Genomic DNA, 836 nt, shown 5'->3' with positions numbered 1-836 from the left:
TGCCCAAGGCCGTAAGCTGGGAGTGATTCGGATCGGTCAGCCGCCGCGTGTGGATTATGAAGACAGCCGATTGACACTGAGCTATATTAACTTCTACTTTGTGAATGGCGGTATCATTTTGCCAGTGTTTGGCGGCACTGCCGCTGAGAGCGATCTTGCAGCTGAGCAAGTGCTGGCAAATGTATTTCCAGATCGCACCATTCGGACTGTAGACGGTATGGCGGTCATCCGTGAAGGCGGTAACGTACACTGTACGACCCAGCAGATGCCTGCTTTAAAGCGTTGAACGATACAACATCTAAAAGGAGGACTAAAGTGAGAAAAGTAAAAGTGGCAGCGACTCAAATGAGCTGCTCTAACAATATCGAAGAAAATATAAGCAAAGCAGAGAAGCTAGTACGTGAAGCGGCTGCGCAGGGCGCACAAATTATTTTGCTGCAGGAGTTGTTCGAGACTCCATATTTCTGTCAGAAGGAAAAGTCTGATTATTATTCATATGCAACTGAGCTGGAGCACAACAAGGCGGTTAACCATTTTAAGAAGATCGCCAAAGAATTACAGGTTGTACTGCCCATCAGTTTTTATGAAAAGAAAAACTACGCGCGCTACAACAGTCTTGCTGTCATTGACGCAGACGGTGAAGTGTTGGGTAAATACCGCAAAAGTCATATCCCAGACGATCCTGGGTATGAGGAAAAATTTTATTTTAATCCGGGCGATACCGGTTTTAAAGTATGGAATACACGTTATGCCAAAATTGGGGTAGGCGTGTGCTGGGATCAATGGTACCCTGAGGCGGCCCGCTGTATGGCGCTTATGGGCGCAGAACTTTTGTT

At 46.7% G+C, this 836-nt stretch carries 2 protein-coding genes; both read left to right on the top strand.

Annotated elements, in window-relative coordinates; translation table 11 throughout:
• On the top strand, positions 1 to 286 hold a 286-nt coding region (locus GRP75_RS28315), incomplete at its 5' end, for an agmatine deiminase family protein (protein WP_160791042.1).
• 29 nt (positions 287 to 315) lie between these two features.
• On the top strand, positions 316 to 836 hold a 521-nt coding region (locus tag GRP75_RS28310), incomplete at its 3' end, for a nitrilase-related carbon-nitrogen hydrolase (RefSeq protein ID WP_337194291.1).

Source organism: Paenibacillus sp. OT2-17 (assembly GCF_009827695.1).
GTDB classification, from domain to species: domain Bacteria; phylum Bacillota; class Bacilli; order Paenibacillales; family Paenibacillaceae; genus Paenibacillus; species Paenibacillus polymyxa_B.
Note: the sequence above shows the minus strand (reverse complement) of the source record. Positions and strands in the feature narration are given on the sequence as shown.